The organism is Vreelandella titanicae BH1, assembly GCF_000336575.1.
Classification (GTDB): domain Bacteria; phylum Pseudomonadota; class Gammaproteobacteria; order Pseudomonadales; family Halomonadaceae; genus Vreelandella; species Vreelandella titanicae.
The window spans coordinates 100503-119192 of sequence record NZ_AOPO01000012.1; the positions used below are offsets into that span (position 1 = coordinate 100503).

16 protein-coding genes are annotated in these 18690 nt (G+C 55.6%); 15 read left to right on the top strand and 1 reads right to left on the bottom strand.

Annotation, left to right across the window (positions count from 1 at the left end):
• From recR to HALTITAN_RS18605, 5 genes are read left to right on the top strand one after another with little or no spacing between them, the layout of a single operon-like run.
• Positions 1 to 606: a recombination mediator RecR gene (gene recR, locus HALTITAN_RS18585; protein ID WP_009288010.1), complete on the top strand. Its 606-nt coding sequence runs from the start codon at positions 1 to 3 to the stop codon at positions 604 to 606.
• A 47-nt stretch (positions 607 to 653) separates the two neighbouring features.
• Positions 654 to 1787: a ribonuclease D gene (rnd, locus tag HALTITAN_RS18590; protein WP_039860111.1), complete on the top strand. Its 1134-nt coding sequence runs from the start codon at positions 654 to 656 to the stop codon at positions 1785 to 1787.
• Positions 1787 to 2101: a YcgL domain-containing protein gene (locus HALTITAN_RS18595; protein WP_022522914.1), complete on the top strand. Its 315-nt coding sequence runs from the start codon at positions 1787 to 1789 to the stop codon at positions 2099 to 2101. Before rnd ends, HALTITAN_RS18595 begins: the two co-directional genes overlap by 1 nt.
• Before the next feature lie 12 nt (positions 2102 to 2113).
• Positions 2114 to 2692, top strand: a complete 579-nt coding sequence (locus HALTITAN_RS18600; protein WP_009288012.1) for an acyl carrier protein phosphodiesterase — start codon at positions 2114 to 2116, stop codon at positions 2690 to 2692.
• Between the two features lie 31 nt (positions 2693 to 2723).
• Positions 2724 to 3179: a YcgN family cysteine cluster protein gene (locus HALTITAN_RS18605; protein WP_027958449.1), complete on the top strand. Its 456-nt coding sequence runs from the start codon at positions 2724 to 2726 to the stop codon at positions 3177 to 3179.
• A gap of 15 nt (positions 3180 to 3194) precedes the next feature.
• On the opposite strand, the gene HALTITAN_RS18610 is transcribed toward HALTITAN_RS18605, so the two are convergent.
• On the bottom strand, positions 3195 to 5297 hold the full coding sequence (locus HALTITAN_RS18610) for a S9 family peptidase (RefSeq protein ID WP_039860113.1): 2103 nt from the start codon (positions 5295 to 5297) through the stop codon (positions 3195 to 3197).
• Between the two features lie 62 nt (positions 5298 to 5359).
• On the opposite strand from HALTITAN_RS18610, the gene HALTITAN_RS18615 reads away from it, so the two are divergent.
• The 10 genes from HALTITAN_RS18615 to HALTITAN_RS18660 all read left to right on the top strand — a co-directional run bounded on the left by HALTITAN_RS18615 (position 5360) and on the right by HALTITAN_RS18660 (position 18608).
• Positions 5360 to 5785, top strand: coding sequence for a hypothetical protein (locus HALTITAN_RS18615; protein WP_039860115.1), 426 nt, complete (start codon positions 5360 to 5362; stop codon positions 5783 to 5785).
• 63 nt (positions 5786 to 5848) lie between these two features.
• Complete coding sequence (locus HALTITAN_RS18620) at positions 5849 to 6628, top strand: class II glutamine amidotransferase (protein ID WP_027958452.1); 780 nt, start codon at positions 5849 to 5851, stop codon at positions 6626 to 6628.
• A 212-nt stretch (positions 6629 to 6840) separates the two neighbouring features.
• Positions 6841 to 8511, top strand: coding sequence for an AMP-binding protein (locus tag HALTITAN_RS18625; protein ID WP_039860116.1), 1671 nt, complete (start codon positions 6841 to 6843; stop codon positions 8509 to 8511).
• A gap of 130 nt (positions 8512 to 8641) precedes the next feature.
• Complete coding sequence (gene hrpA, locus HALTITAN_RS18630; protein ID WP_039860119.1) at positions 8642 to 12676, top strand: ATP-dependent RNA helicase HrpA; 4035 nt, start codon at positions 8642 to 8644, stop codon at positions 12674 to 12676.
• A 127-nt stretch (positions 12677 to 12803) separates the two neighbouring features.
• Entirely contained in the window at positions 12804 to 13925 is a 1122-nt protein-coding gene (locus HALTITAN_RS18635) for a beta-ketoacyl-ACP synthase III (RefSeq protein WP_027958455.1), read from the top strand.
• A gap of 42 nt (positions 13926 to 13967) precedes the next feature.
• The gene (locus tag HALTITAN_RS18640; RefSeq protein ID WP_035537982.1) at positions 13968 to 14792 is read left to right on the top strand and encodes an MlaA family lipoprotein; all 825 of its coding nucleotides are present in this window, start codon (positions 13968 to 13970) and stop codon (positions 14790 to 14792) included.
• 8 nt (positions 14793 to 14800) lie between these two features.
• Positions 14801 to 15994: a PP2C family protein-serine/threonine phosphatase gene (locus tag HALTITAN_RS18645; RefSeq protein ID WP_027958456.1), complete on the top strand. Its 1194-nt coding sequence runs from the start codon at positions 14801 to 14803 to the stop codon at positions 15992 to 15994.
• On the top strand, positions 15984 to 16502 hold the full coding sequence (locus HALTITAN_RS18650; protein WP_022522924.1) for an STAS domain-containing protein: 519 nt from the start codon (positions 15984 to 15986) through the stop codon (positions 16500 to 16502). The genes HALTITAN_RS18645 and HALTITAN_RS18650 overlap by 11 nt, the downstream gene beginning before the upstream one ends.
• 140 nt (positions 16503 to 16642) lie before the next feature.
• Complete coding sequence (locus HALTITAN_RS18655; protein ID WP_009288019.1) at positions 16643 to 17830, top strand: multidrug effflux MFS transporter; 1188 nt, start codon at positions 16643 to 16645, stop codon at positions 17828 to 17830.
• Positions 17831 to 17876: 46 nt separating this feature from the next.
• Positions 17877 to 18608 (top strand): sulfite exporter TauE/SafE family protein, encoded by a 732-nt coding sequence (locus tag HALTITAN_RS18660; RefSeq protein ID WP_051052139.1) that lies wholly within the window; start codon positions 17877 to 17879, stop codon positions 18606 to 18608.
• Positions 18609 to 18690: the final 82 nt, after the last annotated feature.

Genomic DNA, 18690 nt, shown 5'->3' on the forward strand with positions numbered 1-18690 from the left:
ATGCGTTTTTCTCCTCTCGTTGAGCAGTTAATGGATGCGTTTCGCGTATTGCCAGGCGTTGGGCCCAAAACAGCTCAGCGCATGGCGATGCATTTGCTTGAGCGTGAGCGTCCTGGAGGGCAGCGTCTGGCGGCGGTTATTCAACAAGCGATCGATGAAGTTGGATACTGCCAGCGCTGCCGCACGCTCACTGAAGCAGAGATCTGCATGCTGTGTGAAAGCCCGCGGCGCGATGATGCACTACTTTGCGTGGTGGAGTCGCCTGCCGATCAATTGGCGATTGAAGAAGCCGGTGGTTTTAAGGGGCGCTATTTTGTGCTCCACGGGCACCTTTCGCCGCTAGATGGCGTGGGGCCTGAGTCGATCGGTTTAGACTTACTGGAAGCGCGTGTTGCAGAAGGGCTCATCGAAGAGGTGGTGTTGGCGACTAACCCCACCATCGAAGGTGAAGCGACCGCCCATTATATTGCTTCGCTACTAGCAGAACACGGTGTCAAACTCTCGCGGCTTGCCTATGGCGTTCCCATGGGTGGAGAGCTGGAGTACGTAGATGGCGGCACTTTGAGCCGTGCATTTAATGGTCGCTTGCCGTTTGCCAGTGAATAAGCCTACCTAAAACGCAAATGCTTTAGTATTTGCGCCAACCTGGAAGAATGCTTTTGTCCTCTCTGACCCCCTCTTATCAATGGCTTGATACTCCAGAGGCGCTCGATGCAGCGTGTGAGCAAGTAGCCGATGCTTCTGTAATTGCTCTGGATACCGAGTTTTTCCGAGAGAACACGTTCTTTCCAGTGCCGGCGTTGGTTCAATTCACCGCGGGGGAAGAGGCTTATCTGATTGATCCGGTAGCCGTCCCGTGTACTGATAAATTCCGAGCCCTGCTGCAAAATAGTGCTATCAAGTTACTGCACGCCTGCAGCGAAGATCTAGAAGTCTTCCAGCACTGGGCAGGTGTATTGCCGGAACCGTTAATCGATACTCAGGTAGTACAAGGATTTTTAGGCGAAAATCCTGGAATGGGGTATCAAAAGCTGGTCGAATTTTGGGTCGGCGAAACCCTGCCTAAGGAAGAGACCCGCTCAAACTGGCTATTACGCCCGCTGTCGCCTGCGCAGTGCCAGTACGCTGCTCTGGATGTGATCTATTTGTTAAAAGTCTGGACGCTCCAGGCTGAAAAACTCGCCATGTTGGGGCGGCGTGAATGGGTAGACGCTGAGTGTGCTAGCTTAATTGAACAGGCGGGCCGCAGCGTCGATAACGACCAGCAGTGGTATACCCGTCAACGCCAATTGTGGCGCTTGACGCCCCGGCAAATGGAAGCGTATCGGCTGATGACCACCTGGCGTGAAGGCGAGACACGCCGTCGTGACTTGCCGCGCAACTGGTTGATTAGCGACAAGCTGCTATTTGCGATCGCCGAAAAGATGCCCAGTAATCGCTTCGAGCTCGCTGAGGTGGAAGGCGTTAAACCGATGCTGATCAAAAAAGAGGGTGACGCACTGCTGGCAATGGTCAAACAGGCCCAGCACTGTGATGAAGAGGCGCTGCCCAAGCGTTGGCCAGACCCCATGCACCCGACGTTCAAATCACGCTTTAAAGCACTCAAGAAGGCGGTAACCGCTAAAGCTAATGACTTGGGTGTGGCACCGGAAATGCTCATGCGCCGCCGTGATATTGAAACACTGGTGATGCAGGACTTGGCAGGGGGACCTCTCACCTGGCCGACCGGTTGGCGTGGCGAATGTCTGAATGGCGCGTTGGCCCAGGCCCTTGAGGAGCGAGCATAATGAGCGACAAGCTGATTTGCGAGGTTTTTAAAAGCTCGCGTAAAGATGAAATGTATTTATATGTCGATAAGCGTCAAGGATTTGCAGACGTCCCTGCGCAATTACTTGAAACCTTCGGCAAGCCTGTACCGGTGTTTACCATGCTGTTGACCGCTGACAAAAAATTGTCACGGGTTAATGCGGCAGACGTGGTGGAAGGGATTAAAGACAAAGGGTTCTACCTGCAAATGCCGCCGCCGAAAGAGGCCTATTTGCTCGACGTGCATCGTGCCCATGTGGCTTCGCGCTCTGATGCCCGTTCTGACGAACAGTAGCGCCATCCGGCTATGAATTTTCTTGCCCATGCGTGGTTGGTGAGCGCTGGTAGCGATGATTTCCTCTACGGCAATTTAATTGCCGATGGCGTTAAGGGGCGCAATTTGGCCGATTGGCCTGCTGCTACTGCACTGGGCATTCGCCATCACCGTCGGGTGGATGCCTGGGTAGATAACCACCCTAGCGTTGTTAATGCACGGCGGCGTGCGCCAACGGGGCAGCGGCGCTATGCAGGGATAGCCCTGGATATGGTGTGGGATCATTTCCTGGCCCGTGATACGGCAGGGCAGGCGGATCAAGAAGCAATTGTTGAGCGCTGTTATCGACTGCTCTCCGCTCGTACCGCGCCGAACCGGCTGGCCGGTATGATGCCGATTCTCGTCGAGCAGGACTGGCTAAGAGGCTATGCTGATTTTGCGTTTACCTGCCGGGCCGTTGCCGGGATTGGGCGGCGTTTGTCTGGCCCCAATCAGTTGGCTGCTTTAGTGCCTTGGCTGTACGACGATTATCAAGCGTTAGAGGCCGATTTCCAGACCCTATGGCCCGAACTATTGGCTGAATTAAGCCACCAAGATACACCCCCATCATAATGAGTTTTTCGTAATAATGAGCCAGGAGACGATGGAGACCGCAATGCGCGAACGTTTTTGGGAGCGCTTTACCCTCGAAGAGTTGACGCCCCTGGAGTGGGAAGCGTTATGCGATGGCTGTGGACAGTGCTGCCTGCTAAAGTTGCACGACGAGGATACTCAGGAGTTAGCAGTACTGAACGTGGCTTGTCGCTTGCTGGATATTCACAGCTGCCAGTGCAGCGATTATGCGAACCGCTTTGAAACCGTTCCCGACTGTACCCAACTGACGCCTGCCTTGGTTAAAGAGTTTACCTGGCTGCCGCAGAGCTGTGGTTACCGGCGGGTGGCTGAAGGGCGCAAGTTGGCGGGTTGGCATCCGCTGTTAAGCAATGATGCCGAGCGGGTTCACCGCAAAGGCGTCAGCGTACGCAGCTTTGCGGTGTCCCAAGATGAGGTGCCCGAGCAGCAATTGGAGTCGCATATTATTGCCGTGCTGCCGATGTAGTTCCCTTCTAGCACTTTACTCAGCAGTTGAAGGTGCTGGCGAGTGCAGTCCCAGCGCCCAGAGGATAAACGCGTCTTGGCGGGCGGTATCGCGCCAGGCTTTGAACCGACCGGATGCGCCGCCGTGGCCACTGCTCATATCGGTACGCATCAGAATCGGCGCTGACCCCAGCTGCTGTTGTGCCACCTGGGCATAAAATTTGGCGGGCTCCCAGTAGCTGACCCGGGTATCGAACCAACTGCCCTCAATCCACAGGGCGGGGTATGACCGCGCTTTAATATTATCGATAGGCGAGTAAGCGGCTATTCGCTCGGCGACCTCTGGTTCTTCAGGGTTGCCCCACTCGCTGTACTCCGCGGTCGTCAGAGGCAGCTCCGGGTTCTGCATCGTGCGCAGCACGTCTAAGAAGGGCACGTCTAGCAGAGCGGCGCAAAACTTTTCCGGGGCACGATTAATGCAGGTGCCGACCAGCAGCCCTCCAGCGCTGGCGCCATAGGCCGCTATGCGCTGTGAATCACTGACACCCTGCTCCACAAGCGCTTCCCGGGCGGCCAGGAAATCGTTAAAGCTGTTCTCCTTGTGGGCCATCTTGCCGTTTAAATACCAGGGTTCGCCGCGCTCGCCGCCGCCACGCACATGAGCAACGGCAAAGGCCGCACCGCGCTCGAGCAGTTCCAGCCGGGCGATCGAGAACCAGGGGTCGAGAGCCTCACCGTAAGCGCCGTAGCCATACAGCAGCGTGGGTAAGGGCTGATCCGCCAGGTCGGCGCGCATCACCACCGATACGGGCACTTGCTCGCCATCGCTGCTGGTTGCCCAAAGGCGGCGGCTGACTAGCTGTTCAGGCTGTAAGTTGCCGTAAACAGGTACCCGCTTCAGTAGCGTCCGTTCGCCACTGGTTAGATCGAGTGAAAACCAGCTGGGCGGCTGGGTAAACGACTCTTCGCGAAGGCGCACTACCTGGGTATCGAAGTGCGGGGCATCTTCAAGCATCTGCGAACAGGGTTGTTCAGGCAGTGCCAGGGTCTCATCCAGGGTGCAGCTATGCTGGGCATCGAAAAGTAAACGCCGCAAACGCACTTGCGCCTGGGCATGGTCGCGCTCAGCCAGCATCAGCCCCCAAGAGAACGCATCAACGCCTTCCAGGGTGGCTTCTTCACGGTGGGCGATTAACGTTTGCCAATTCAATTGGGGCTGACCAAGCTGACTTTCGGGCAGAAAGTCGAGCTGGAAGTGAGCACCTGCCTGGTTATGCAGGCGGTAAAAGCTGCCTGGTCGGTGATCAATGCTGTACTCAACCCCCGCCTGGCGCTGCTGAATACACAGCGGGGCTGAATCAGGAGAGTGAGCGGCCAATAGGTGAATTTCACTGGTGTCTTTTGAGCCGCTTTCTAGCAGCAGCCACGACCGCGAGCGCGTTTTGCCAATACCGAGCCAAAACTCAGGATCCTCTTCCCGTAGCACCAATACTGGCTCATTTGAAGCGTCAGGCTCCATCAGCGAAAGCGCAAGCCGCCAAACGCTGTCTGGGCGCTGAGTGTCGTCAAACCGCGTGAACAGCAGCGTCGCTGTAGTGGCAGTTTGATCTTCTGCCCAGCAAAGCCCCGCACCAATATCGCTTAATAGTTGCACGGGCGTCCCGTTAGGCAGCGCTTTCAACCACAGAGTAAAACGCTCGTCGCCTTGAGTATCTTCTGTCCAGGCCAACCACTGCTCATCGGGTGACAGCGCCATATCGCCCATGTCGTAAAAGTCTTGCTCGGCGGCACGGGCTCTAACGTCGAAAAAGCATTCCTGTTGTTCAGGCTGGCGATTGGGGTGGCGCCACCAGCAGGGGTAATCATCTTCGGCACTGGTTTCGTTCCAGAACGTGAAGTGGTCAAGCGTTGTCTTAAGGCTGGTCACGGCTAATTCGCGGCGCGCCAGGTGACTCTGGTATAACGCTTCCTCTAGCGGGGAAAGTGGGGCAAACCAATCGGCTTGTTGCTGGTTGGCGGCCTCTAAAAAGGCACTGACCTGTGGGTCGTCGCGCTCTTCTAACCAGTGCCATTGCGGGTCATTAGCGCGATAATAGTGTGCAGCGGGTAAGCCTGAAGGTATGCCTTGCTGTGCTTTCATAAATTGATAGGTACCATAACGGGAAATCAACGTCGGGTGAGTTCACCCATATGAGGGGTATTATGCTGTTTGCAAATTCAACGCCACTACTGTGGTTGAGTTATTACGGGCTGTCGCTGTTAGTGATTGTCGCGGTCTATTTTGCGTTCACTTTTCTGCCTCGCTTGCCACGTCTTGTGCTGACCTGGATAGTGGCAGGGGCAATATGGGCACCCGCCACTTTCCGGCTGCCGTTAATAGAAGAGGGTGAATTCTATACCGGTTGGGCACCTTCGGCGATGGTGGCGGCGGTTGGGTTTTTAGAAAACAACGGCGCAGCACTTCGTGGCGGGCTAATGTGGCTGGTGTTGGGGATGGCATTAGGCGCGCTGATTGGCGTTGCTCTGTGGTGGTGGCGCCGTCCTGGGGACGATGAGTATGTCGCCCAGGAAGAAGAGAGTGCCGATGAAAGCGAATCACCACGCCGTCGCGAACCGGTGATTGGTTAATGGCTGTGTTTAGGTTCCATGCTTTTGCAGAGAGCGCCGGGTGTCTATGTATTGGTAAAGCGTATGTGTGAACTGCTGGGTATGAGCGCCAATGTGCCCACCGATATCTGTTTTAGCTTTTCGGGCTTTTTGCATCGCGGTGGGGGCACCGGCCCTCATCGCGATGGTTGGGGAATTGCCTTCTACGAAGAGGGCGGTTACCGCGATTTTCGCGACCCCCATCCCTCCGTCGATTCCCCTATCGCCCGGCTAATTTGCGATTACCCGATTAAGTCCAATGTGGTGATCAGTCACATTCGCCAGGCCAACGTGGGGGGCGTAAAGCTTGCCAATACCCACCCTTTCACGCGCGAAATGTGGGGGCGACCCTGGTGTTATGCTCACAATGGGCAATTAAGTGGCTGGGAGCGTTTAGCGTTAGGAAACTACACCCCGGTTGGCAGCACCGATAGCGAGTACGCCTACTGCTGGTTAATGGGGGAGATTCGCCGTGAATTTCCTTGCCCGCCAGCAGATCCCACAACGCTGTGGGAGCGCTTGCACCAGCTATGTGAGCAGCTAAGAGCGCTGGGCGTGTTCAATATGCTGCTCTCCGATGGCGGCTATTTATATACATTTTGCGCCACGAAGCTTGCACATATTACCCGCTGCGCGCCCTTCGGCGAGGCGGAACTCTCCGACGCCGAGATGACGGTGAATTTTGCCGAACATACCACGCCTGACGACATCGTTTCAGTGATTGCCACTGAACCGCTCACGCACAATGAAGCCTGGCAGCGCATGGTGCCGGGTGAGCTATTGGTCTGGCGCGATGGAGAAATTCAGGCGCGTTACTGTCCATAAAGAAACGATCTACTAAATTGGAATGAGGGACGCAGCAGAAAATCAAGTGAGCCCGACTATGGGCTAAAGTTGAAACGTTAGTTTCAATCGATCGTTTTACAGCCTGTTAGAGGTCGTATATCGTTGGGCTTCTTAAACTATTTTTTCAGATAGAGCCTAGCGACAACAACAAGGTCGGTGACTTACGCCGACGCCAATAGCGGAGATTGCCCATGAGCGAACACGCCAACGCCGCCGTTTTACGTGGCCCAGCGCTTGAAGGGTTGGATCAGTACGATTCAGTCACGGATGTTTTTCATAACGCAGTAACACGCTTTAAGGACAAGCCAGCTTTTTCCTGTATGGGAAAAACGCTCTCTTTCGCTGATCTTGACCGCCTCTCTGCAGACTTTGCTGCATGGCTACAGCATGAAACCGACCTCGTTCCCGGTGATCGTATCGCCATCCAGTTGCCCAACGTACTGCAGTTTCCTGTGGCGGTATTCGGTGCACTGCGCGCAGGCTTGGTAGTGGTCAACACCAACCCGCTATATACCGGGCGGGAAATGGCCAACCAGTTCAAGGACTCCAACGCTAAAGCCATTGTGATTTTGGCCAATATGGCGGACAAGCTGGAGAAAGTGCTCGATAAAACAGATATCAAGCATGTGCTCGTCACCCAGCTAGCTGACTTGCACGATGTGCCCAAGCGCTGGTTAATCAATGCAGTGGTCAAGCACGTTAAGAAAATGGTGCCTGCTTATTCACTGCCCAGTGCGGTTGGCTTCCGTGATGCGCTAAAAAAAGGTGCCTCGCTAAGTCATACCGAGGTCAAGAGGAGCCCCGACGATTTAGCCGCGCTTCAATATACCGGTGGCACCACGGGTATGCCAAAAGGCGCAATGCTGACCCATCGCAATCTCATCGCCAATATGCTGCAAGCGCGGGAAGCGATTGGTACTCATCTGACCGATGGCGAAGAGCTGGTTATCGCACCGCTACCGGTTTATCACATCTATACCTTTACGGTTAACTGCCTGTTCCTAATGGAAACCGGTAACCACTCTTTGCTGATCACTAACCCTCGCGACCTGGATGGTTTTATCAAAGAGCTCAAGGGGCTGCCCTTTAGCGCTTTTATCGGCCTCAATACGCTGTTTAATGCGCTATGTAATCGCGACGATTTCAAGCAGCTCGATTTTTCCAAATTGAAGCTGACGATCTCCGGCGGCATGGCGCTGACCAAAGCAGCGGCGCAGCGTTGGGAAAAAACCACCGGTTGCCCAATTGCCGAGGGGTATGGTCTGACCGAGACTTCTCCCATTGTTAGCTTCAACCCGACCGATTCGATCCAACTGGGCACTATCGGTAAGCCCGTGGCGGGCACCGCGGTAAAAGTCGTCGACGCCGATGGCAACGACGTGGCATTGGGCGAGCCGGGAGAACTGTGCGTGCAAGGGCCACAGGTGATGAAAGGCTACTGGCAGCGTGAAGATGAAACCCGTGACGCCATCGATGAGGATGGCTGGTTTCGCACCGGCGACATCGCTGTGCTGCAGGATGATGGCTATATCCGCATCGTTGATCGCAAAAAAGATATGATCCTGGTCTCTGGCTTTAATGTTTATCCCAACGAAGTTGAAGATGTGGTGGCAGCCCACCCGGATGTGCTTGAGTCTGCCGCGGTCGGTGTGCCAGATGAAAATGCTGGCGAAGCCATCAAGCTGTTTGTGGTAAGTAAAAATGACCAGCTAGATGAAAAAACACTACGCGACTGGTGCAAAAAAGAGCTCACTGGCTACAAAGTGCCGAAATTCATAGAGTTTCGCGATGAGCTGCCCAAAACCAACGTGGGCAAAGTGCTCCGCCGCCAGCTGCGCGACGAAGAGCCCTCAAAAACGTAACTGTAGATGATGACTCGGCACTGTGGTTAGGCGTCGCGGAGCTGAAAGCGTTACACTATACGACCCGCTCAATTGAGCGGGTTGATTTTTTATATCTGTTATTAATATCTCTTGTTAAATGCCCAAGCGAATGGAAGCCGACTCAATCGTGACCACCGACACATCCCCAGCCCCCACCGATAGTCAACGTCTTGCGTCGCTGAAACAGGCCGCGGGCGATGTGATGCTGCGCGATGCAGAGCGGCTGGAGCGCCGGCTGGCTGGTTTAAACCGTCGCCTACGTGATAGCAAACCGATTAGCCGTGGCTTGGACGAGGTGCAGCGCGAGCTTGGTCGTGCCCAGCAGCAGCTCAGTCAGCGCGAAAGCCAAAAGGTCGCCTTCAATTACCCGCCAGAATTGCCGGTGGTCGAACGCCGGGAGGATATTGTCAACGCCATCCGCGATCATCAGGTCGTGGTGGTGGCGGGGGAGACCGGCTCAGGCAAAACCACCCAGCTGCCTAAAATGTGTTTGGAACTGGGCCGAGGCCGCCGTGGCTTAATTGGCCACACCCAACCGCGTCGCTTGGCTGCCCGCAGTGTCGCCAGTCGCCTGGCGGAAGAGCTGGAAGTCTCTCTGGGCGAGCAGGTGGGCTATCAGGTGCGCTTCACCGACCAGAGCAGCCCGACGACCCTGGTCAAACTGATGACCGACGGGATTTTGCTGGCCGAGACCCAGCATGATCCGCTGCTGCTGCGTTACGACACCATCATTATTGATGAAGCCCACGAGCGCAGCCTGAATATCGACTTTCTACTCGGCTACCTCAAACGTTTGCTCCCCAAGCGGCCCGATCTAAAAGTCATCATTACCTCGGCGACTATCGACGTGGAGCGCTTTGCCAAACACTTCGGCACCGCCAAGACGCCTGCACCGGTGGTGGAAGTAACCGGGCGCACCTACCCCGTTGAAGTACACTACCGGCCGCTGGTGCGCGATGAGGACGATGAAGAAGACCGCACGCTGCAAGAGGGCATTCTACACGCGGTGGAAGAGATTGAAGCCGTTGAGCGTGAAAAAGGCTGGTTGCATGGCCCTCGCGATGTGCTGGTGTTTTTACCTGGTGAGCGCGAAATTCGTGAAACCGCCGATACCCTGCGCCGCGCCGAGCTGAAAGGCACTGAAATTCTGCCGCTCTACGCGAGGCTCTCCAACGAAGAGCAGAACCGCGTGTTTGCGCCGCACCGTGGCAGGCGCATTGTACTCGCCACCAACGTCGCGGAAACGTCGCTGACCGTGCCTGGGATTCGCTACGTGATCGACCCTGGCCTCGTACGTATAAGCCGCTATAGCTACCGTTCCAAGATCCAGCGACTGCCGGTAGAAGCGGTTAGCCAGGCCAGCGCCAACCAGCGTAAAGGGCGCTGTGGGCGGATTGCCGAAGGCGTGTGCATTCGCCTCTACAGCGAAGAGGATTTCCTATCCCGGCCCGGCTTTACCGACCCGGAAATCCAGCGCACCAACCTTGCCTCGGTGATTCTCTCGATGCTGGGGCTCAAGCTCGGCGATATCGAGGCCTTTCCGTTTGTTGATCCACCGGATAGCCGCTTTGTTAAAGACGGCTTTCGACTGCTGTTCGAGCTGGGGGCGGTGGACGACAAGCAGCGCCTTTCTCCGCTTGGGCGTAAGCTGGCGCGGCTGCCGATTGACCCGCGCTTGGCGCGAATGGTGTTGGCGGGTGCCGAATTCGGCAGCCTTCGCGATGTGCTGATCGTCGTCTCGGCGCTAGCCATCCAAGACCCCCGCGACCGACCGACGGATAAGCGCCAGGCGGCCGACCAAGCTCACCAGCGCTGGCATGATCCGGATTCCGATTTTGTCGCCTTGCTGAACCTTTGGCACGGCATTGAGAATGCCCGTGAGGCGCTTTCAGGTAATCAGCTGCGCCGCTGGTGCCGCGAGCACTACATCAACTACCTGCGCATGCGCGAATGGCACGACACCTTCCGCCAACTGCGCCAACTGCTGCGCGATATGGATATCGACGTGCCCGCGCCGCCGCCCCGTAATGAAGACGAGAGCGAAGAACAGGCGCGTCAAACGCGGCGTAAAACGTCGGGCAAGGTGCATCAGGCGCTACTCTCGGGGCTGCTCTCTAATCTGGGGACGTTGGTGGAGAACCGCGAGTATCTCGGCGCCCGCAATCGCAAGTTTATGATTCATCCAGGCTCAGGGTTGGCCAAGAAGTCGCCCAAGTGGATCATGGCGTTCGAGATGGTGGAAACCTCCAAGCTGTTTGCCCGCACCGTGGCCAAAATCGATCCCCAGTGGATTGAACCCCAGGCGCAGCACCTGGTTAAACGCAGCTACAGCGAACCGCATTGGGAAATGAAGCGCGCCCAGGTAGTGGCCTTTGAACAGGTCACGCTGTTTGGTCTGCCGATTGTGGCGCGGCGCAAGGTACATTACGGGCCAATCGCGCCCCAGGAGTCCCGGGAGCTGTTTATTCGCCGTGCGCTGGTGGAAGGGGAATTTCACACCAAAGGTGCCTTCTTTGCTCATAACCGCGCGTTGATCGACGAAGTCGAAGCGCTGGAAGATCGCGCTCGGCGGCGAGATATTCTGGTCGATGAAGACACGCTCTATGACTTTTACGACCAGCGGATCCCGGCGGAGATAGTCAACGGCAAGGGCTTTGAGCACTGGCGCAAGCAGGCCGAGCAGCAAGAGCCACAATTACTGCATTTCGATATTGATTCACTTAAAGCGCGCGACGCGGAGGACGTTACCCAGGCGCAGTATCCTGATCATTTGATTCTGGCGGGCGTCGCGTATCCGGTAAGCTACCACTTTGACCCCGAAGCCGAGGATGACGGTGTTACCCTGACCGTTCCCGCTGCAATGTTGCCCCAGGTGCCGGTGCATGCTCTGGAGTGGTTGGTACCTGGGCTGCTGCGTGAAAAGTGTATTGCGCTTCTGAAGTCACTGCCGAAAAGCATCCGCCGCCAGGTGGTGCCGATTCCTGATTGGGTGGATGCGGCGCTGGAAACCCTGGTGCCCGATCAGCGCCCGTTAACCGAGGCCTTGGGGGAGTTCATTCGCCGCCGTACATCGACGCGGGTGCATCCCGACGACTGGCGCCTCGACGTGCTCGAACCGCATCTGATCATGAATATTCGCGTGGTCGATCACGCGGGCGAAACCTTAGGGCAGGGGCGCGATCTGCGTGCTTTAGAGCAGCGCTTTGAAGCGGCAGCCAGCGCAGGCGCCCAGGCACTGGCTGAACAGGTTAGCCAAGAGCCCGCTGTGGCCGGGCTACCCAAGACGCCGCTGCCCGCTTCGCGCGTTACCACCCAGGCAGGTATTCGCGTAGAGGCGTATCCTGCCCTGGTCGCTGAAAGCAGGATTGCGAAAACCAGCGGTCTTGATGCCAGCGAGTTCAAGGTGGCGTTGTTTGATCACCCTGCAAAAGCTGACGCTGCCCACCAGGAGGGCATCGCTCGGCTGGCAATTGCCAAGCTACCTGAACAGGTTAAAGCGATTAAACAACTGCCGGGTGTTGAGAAGTGCGCGCTACTGTTCGCCAAAGTGGGTAGTAAACAAGCTTTGATCGACGATCTGCTGCTTGCGGTGTTTACCCAGGTGATTGCTCAGCACCCCCTGCCGCGCTCGGAAGGCGAGTTTAGCCAGCGACTAAACGCTACTCAGGGTCAGCTTGTAGACGAAGCGAAAGCACTGCTGGTACGCGTAGAGGCCGCGCTAAAAGGGCATCTGGCGGTCAGTAAGGTGCTCAAAGGGAAGCTTAATTTTGCTCTGGCGCTGGTGTATAGCGATGTTAGCGCGCAGATGCAGCGTCTGGTCTATCCAGGCTTTATTCGCGATGCGGGCGCTTGGCTGGACGGATACCCGCGCTACACCGAGGCGGCGCTCATTCGGCTTGAAAAAGCCGCCCGTGAGCGCGGTCGCGATCAAATGATGATGCAAGATGTCCAGGCATTAGAGGCCCGCTTTGATGCCCGCCGCGAAAGCGAGCGACGCGGAAGGGTGGAAGATCCTGAATTGGTCGCTTTTGGCTGGTGGCTGCAGGAGCTTAGAGTATCGCTATTTGCACAGCAGTTGGGGACTAACATGGTGGTGTCGGTAAAACGATTGGAAAAACGCTGGCAAGAGATCACTAGCGTTTAGCTAGGGGTTGAAAAAAGTTGCTGGAAAAACCGCTATTTTACGCACACAGTAACGTGATGGGTTCGCCGTAAGTCGCACGCTACATTGATGGCCGGTCACGTCGGCAAGCCGCTTAGAGGAGATTGGCATGACACATGTGGTGATTACCGGTACAGGTCTCTATACACCGGAACACGCCATTGATAATGCGGCCCTGGTGGCGGCATTTAATGCTTGGGTAGACAGCGAGAATGAACAGCATGCCGGAGCCATTGCGCGCGGCGAGCGCGAACCGCTGGCACATTCAAGCAGCGAATTTATCGAAAAAGCCTCCGGTATTAAGAGCCGCTATGTGCTCGATGCAGCTGGGATCCTTGACCCACAGCGTATGCGGCCTAAACTTCCGCAGCGGGGCAATGACGAACCCTCTATTCAGTGCGAGATGGCGACCGCTGCCGCGCGGCAGGCGCTGGCCGCTGCCAAGGTAGAAGCTGCTGACATCGAGCTGGTGATCGTGGCCTGCTCAAACCTGGAGCGTGCCTACCCCGCTATGGCGGTCGAGGTGCAACAGGCCTTGGGCACAAGTGGTTACGGGTTCGATATGAATGTGGCCTGTAGTTCAGCGACGTTTGCTTTGGAAACGGCTGCCAACGCCATAGCCTCCGGCAGTGTGAAGCGTGCCCTGGTGGTCAATCCGGAAATTTGCTCGGCGCACCTCAACTTTCGAGACCGTGACAGCCACTTCATTTTCGGCGATGCTTGTACCGCTGTGGTACTAGAAAATAGCGCTATTGCGGTGGCCGATGAGCAGTTTGAAATTCTTGGCACGCGTCTGGTTACCCAGTTTTCCAACGCGATCCGTAATAATGCAGGGTTCCTTAACCGCGTAACGGACAGTGACCCACTCGCCTTGGATAAGCTGTTTGTGCAGGAAGGGCGTCGGGTGTTTAGAGAAGTTTGCCCGATGGTGGCTAAATTGATCACCGATCATTTGGCCTCCTTAGAGTTGGCCGGTGGCGATCTGAAGCGCATGTGGCTACACCAGGCTAACCGGCATATGAACGATTTGATTGCCCGCAAAGTATTGGGCTATGACCCGAGTGAAACACAGGCGCCGATTATTTTGGATCGTTACGCCAACACCAGTTCAGCGGGTTCTATAATCGCCTTTCACCTCCATCGCGAGGCGCTTGTGGAGGGCGATATTGGCGTGATTTGCTCCTTTGGAGCAGGTTATAGCGCGGGCAGTGTGGTTATTCGTCGTTTGTAGATGTCTGTATAAGGTGCAAGGGAATTGAAAAAGGAAAATGTCATGTGGCAGTGGTTTAATAACGCGCAGCCTGCGCTTTCGCTGCGTAGCAAAGGGTTGCCACTACTACTGGTGACGTTACTCGCAACCGGAGGCTGTGCCAGTACGCAAATGGCGGAAAATACTGCTCCCGAAGACCCTTGGGAAGGCTTTAACCGCAAAGTGTTTGCGTTTAACGATGTGTTGGATCGCTACGCGCTCAAGCCGGTGGCAACAGGCTATCGTGCTATTACCCCCGACCCGGTAGAAACGGGCGTAGGTAATTTTTTCTCCAACTTAGGTGAAGTGCGTACTGCGCTTAACAGCGTGCTGCAGGGCAAACCGTCAAACGCGGGCCTCGCCACGTCACGTTTTTTAATTAACTCCACGGTAGGCATTGGCGGACTGTTAGATTATGCCACCCTAATGGAAATTACTGCGGATGAAGAAGATTTTGGCCAAACGTTAGCGGTGTGGGGGTGGGAAGATTCGCGTTATCTGGTGCTGCCTTTCTTTGGCCCCAGCACGCTGCGGGATACCACCGGTATGCCCGCGAACATGGCAACGAACCCCGTTAATTATGCAGAAGACGATATTGTTCGAGTAGGCCTTACCGCACTCAAAGCGATCGATATTCGAGCGGGTTTGCTTGACCAGGAAGAATTAATTCGTGGTGATCGCTACCGTTTTATTCGTGACGCTTACTTGCAGAACCGCCAATTTGAGGTGAGCGATGGAGAATTGGGTGATGACCCCTTTGCCAGCGAAACCTTCGACTTTGATGACAGCGATTTTGATGACAGCGGTCAGGATGATAGTGACTTTGGTGACAACGAAGTCACCGATTGAGGCTTATGATGGATCATTCTAAGCAGTTGATCGCGGTGATCGACGAACCTGGTCGTGAACGTGATGCGCTGGCTGAAGCGATTACCTGCGATGGCATGTGGGTGTTTGCCGCTGAGGATATCGCGCATTTGCCTGCTGACACGGCGCTCATTGTTGCCCATGCTCGGGCAGTTCCGCGGCAGCAATGGACACACCTAACGCGACGCCTACCGACACTGGTAGTCAGTGACTCGCGTCAGGACGCCGACTTGATCAAAGCGATTGATGTGGGGCTGGTGGACTATATTGTCCATCCGCTGCGACACGCCGAGCTGTTGCGACGAATGATCCGTAAGGCCATTAAGCTCAACGATTTGGCGCTGGAGCGCGAGCGTGACCATGCGCGGCTGGCGGAGTTAAACGAGAGCCTAGAGACCCATCTCGCGCTGCTGCGGATGGATCAGCAGAGTGGAGGGCATATCCAGCGGCGTTTGTTACCGCTGCGGCCCAAGGTGATTAACGGGGTGTATTACGACTACGTATTTGCTCCTTCGCTCTATTTGTCTGGTGATTTTCTCGATTACCAACGCTATAACGAGCGCTACAGTGCCTTCTATTTCGCCGATGTATCGGGGCATGGTGCCTCGTCGGCATTTGTTACCGTGCTGCTCAAATATTTATGCAACCGCTGGCTGAGTGAGTGGGATGGCCAGCATCCGGAAAATCTGCCGCCTGATTGGTTAAAGGCGATGAACCGCGAGCTGCAGGGCACCGATATTGGTAAACATGCCACCTTATTTGTCGGTGTTATTGACCACGAGGCGCATACTCTTCACTATTCGCTCGGCGCGCAGCTTCCCATGCCCCTGTTGGCAGCAGAAGGAGAGCTACGCCGTTTAGAAGGCGAGGGAATGCCGGTAGGCCTTTTCCCCGATGTGGAGTATCCTTCGCTGAGTTGTGCATTGCCGAATAAATTTCGTCTATGGCTCTGCTCAGATGGAGTATTGGAATGCTTGCCGGGTAAAACGCTCGACACGCGGCTCAAGGAGCTTGAGCAATTAGTAAGCGAGAGTGTAACGCTTGAGCAGTTGCGCGACCGGCTAGCAGAAACGAATGCACTCCTTGCCGAAGGGGATGCAGAGTTTGATGCCAACCAAGAGCGCGATGCTTTACCCGATGATCTAACAATCATGATGGTGAGCGGATTTGGTCATGCTGATTGAAGAGGGCCGCATTAAAGCGGCGTTCGATTCTGGTGTTTTTATTCTAAAACTGTGTGGTGATGTGCGTTTGACGCTCTGCGCCACGCTGGATACTCAAGCCCAGCGTCTTGCCGAGACGCCGGGGTTGCGTGCCGTATTGATTGACCTGCGTGAAGCCACCAATGTCGATTCGACGGCGCTTGGTTTTTTGGCCAAGGTCGCGATGGCGGTGAAAGGGCGCCTGGAGCAGCCGCCGACGATTATTGTCGATAATCCTGATGTACGGCAGATGTTGGACGTGATGGGCTTTGCGCGTTTCTTCACGCTGATGGAAGCGCCGCTACAACAGACGAGTACGCTCAACAATGAGCTTGAAGAGCTGCCCCAAGAGCCGGCAGACGAAGAGGGACTGCGCGATCGTATCCTGGAAGCCCACCGTATTTTAATGCATATGAACGAGCATAACCGTGAGCAGTTTCAGCCACTGGTTGACATGCTTGAGTCGCAAGACGCCACTACGCATCACTAAGCTCCCCTCTCCTTGATAAGCCCCTGGCCTCTCCCAAGGGCTATCTACCGATAGTCTCCAATCCCGACAAAGGCCTTAAAATCAGCTATGATTAGCGGCCTATCTATTCCAGTGCGTACATTATCGCCTTAAGGAGACCCATGGATCTTAATCCTCGCCGGGTAGCACTGTTGGTTGCCGCCAATACGGCGCTGGCACCCTTTGCTATCGACGCTTATTTGCCTGCCATGGGTATCATTGCTGAAAGCATTGGCGCCAGTATTCACCGTACTGAACTCTCCATCAGCGTATTCTTGTTCGGCTTTGCATTGGGCCAGCTATGCTTTGGGCCGCTTTCGGATCGGATGGGTAGAAAGCCTGTGCTGTTGGGCGGATTGGTGGTGTTTATGCTGGCAAGTCTTGCTATTACGATGGCGAACAGTTTGCCCACGCTGCTGGCTTGGCGGTTTATTCAAGCGCTGGGAGGCGGGGCCTGCGTGGTCAACTCGGCGGCGATTGTGCGCGACTGCTTTAGCGGGCGTGAGGCCGCCAAAGTGATGTCCACCATGGCAATGATTATGATGCTGGCGCCGCTGGTGGCGCCTGCAGTGGGCAGTTTGCTACTGCACGTGGCCGGCTGGTGGCTGATTTTTGTGTTCTTAGCCGTTTACGCAGGCTTTTTGCTCTGGCTGCTAGGAACGCGGTTACCTGAAACCCGCGATATGTCGCTGCCGGCAGCTTCACCACGGCAGGTAATACGCAACTACGCCAGCGTGCTTAAGCATCGTGAAGGCATGGGCTATATCTGTGCGGTAGCGGCTTCCTTTGCGGGCCTGTTTGCCTTTGTGACCGCTTCGCCGTTTCTTTATCTCGACTATTTTGGCCTCTCGCCCGGCACTTATCCGCTAGTGTTTGGGGTCAACGTGGTCGTTATTGCGCTCTCTAATCGGGTCAATATTCATCTGCTCCGCAAGCGCACTCCTCAGCAGAATTTGCGTTTAGGGTTGCTTATACAACTGGTGGCCGCGCTTGGGTTGGTAGCGGTGACCGCCCTGGACATCGCGTCGCTAGTGATCGTGGTGCCGTTGATTATGCTGTTTACCGGTATGATCGGGCTGATTACACCCAACGCGATCTCGTCGTTACTGGATCATTTTGGCCATATCAGCGCCACGGCAACGGCGCTACTGGGCGGGATCCAGTTTACCTGCGGCGCCCTCGCGGGAGTGATGGTAGGGCTGTTCGAGGTAGAGCATCTTTGGCCCATGGTACTCACCATGCTGGGCGCTGCGTTGCTAGGCAATATCGGTGTGCGCAAACTGACTAAAGCACCTGCTGCGGATGAATAGTTTTCAAATGGATAGAGCATATGGATAGTTTGAATGGGTAAGTTGAATGGATAGCATGCTGGCTTGGGTCAATATGCCGATGAGCACTTGGTTAGCTTGCTCCGCCGTACTGTTAATGGGTGCTTTTGTGCAGCGCGCTACCGGCTTTGGTTTGGCCATTATTGGCGCACCGCTACTGTTGATGCTAGAGCCTCGTCTGGTGCCGGTCACTCTGGTACTGTTCGGATTTACCGTCTCCCTGATGATGGTGCGTCATTACTGGCACGAGGTGCGCCTGGATTCCATTGGCATGGCGCTAGTGGGGCGCCTTCCCGGCAATGCGCTGGGTATTTGGCTGCTACTCGCCGCCCCCATGTTTGTGTTAGAAAAGCTGATTGCGGTCATCGTCCTGTTTGCGGTACTCGTCACCTTGTGCCGCTTTCAGTTGCCGGTAAACCGAATAACGCTGTTTGGCGCTGGGGTGCTCTCTGGCATTTTTGGCACCGTTGCGGCTATTGGTGGCCCACCCATCGTGCTGCTGATGCACGGCTTACCCACTGATCGTGTGCGCGGCAATCTAGCCGCCTTTTTCATTTTGACCTCTCTATTGACCTTAATCACCCTTGCCTTGGCTGACCAGATTCAGCTTTGGCATTTCCAGGTCGCGCTTACCTTCCTACCTGCAGTATTAATAGGTAACGCCTTGGCAGATACCGTAGCCCACCGTTTAGACCGACGCATGCTGCAAGGTGCCTCGCTGGCGTTATGCACCCTCGCGGCGCTAGGACTTTTGTGGTGATGTAAGGTCGGGTTGCCTCTATGTAACGAAAAATTTTCTACGTTTTGCTCGCTGTCATGAAGTTGTCATGGAACCAGTGCAA